A 904-nucleotide genomic window follows, 5' to 3' on the forward strand; every position below is an offset into this window, starting at 1 on the left:
CCTGCGTGTTAGATTGTGCCGCCCAAGGCACGAGACCTACCGGTAAAGATTATGAATAAAGATATTTCTGCACATTATGAAGCCATCTTGAGAGGGCTTGGCGAAGACCCTCAAAGAGAAGGTTTACGCGATACACCGCAGCGTGCAGCAAAGGCTATGAACTTCTTAACCAAAGGTTATCATGAGGACCTGGAAAATATCGTCAACGGAGCGATTTTCGAATCGGACAATGACCAAATGGTCCTTGTTAAAAACATAGAGCTCTATTCTTTATGTGAGCACCATTTGTTGCCGTTTATCGGTAAGTGTCATATCGCATACCTACCTAGTGGCAAGGTGCTGGGCTTATCCAAGTTCGCGCGTATTGTTGATATGTTCGCAAGACGACTACAGATACAGGAAAACCTAACGAAACAGATTGCTGATGCTGTGATGTCAGTAACAAATGCGCGAGGGGTTGCAGTCGTCATTGAATCTCAACATATGTGTATGATGATGCGTGGTGTCGAAAAGCAGAATTCTTCCATGCTCAGCTCGGTAATGCTGGGAACGTTTCGCGAATCTGAGGCAACGCGAAATGAGTTTTTGTCACTGATAAAGTAATATCCTATTTTCAACAACCCTCACTACTTAACTTCAACATTCGGTCTGCGTAAGACCTCAAAGGTAAAAGCATGCTTAAACTAGATGCCTTAGATCAATTAAAGCAGCTAAAAAGCGACATCAAAGCAAGTCGAAATCTGCAATTAGGTCGAGTCAAAGGTACCGGACAAAAATTCGGATTCGTTACGTTAGATAGTGGGCGAGACGTATTTCTTCCCCCTGCGGAGATGCTCAGGGTTCTTCCTGGTGACCGCGTCGAAGTTGAAATTAAGAAAGATGACCGAAACAAAACGTTTGCTCA

At 44.0% G+C, this 904-nt stretch carries 1 protein-coding gene and 1 pseudogene; both read left to right on the top strand.

What is annotated here, in order from left to right; genetic code table 11:
- Positions 1 to 51 precede the first annotated feature (51 nt).
- Positions 52 to 603, top strand: a complete 552-nt coding sequence (gene folE / locus A3750_RS23440; RefSeq protein WP_068456628.1) for a GTP cyclohydrolase I FolE — start codon at positions 52 to 54, stop codon at positions 601 to 603.
- A 71-nt stretch (positions 604 to 674) separates the two neighbouring features.
- Positions 675 to 904 (top strand): annotated as a pseudogene (locus A3750_RS23445) (exoribonuclease R); the annotation flags it as partial.

It is taken from the genome of Oleiphilus sp. HI0079, from assembly GCF_001635105.1.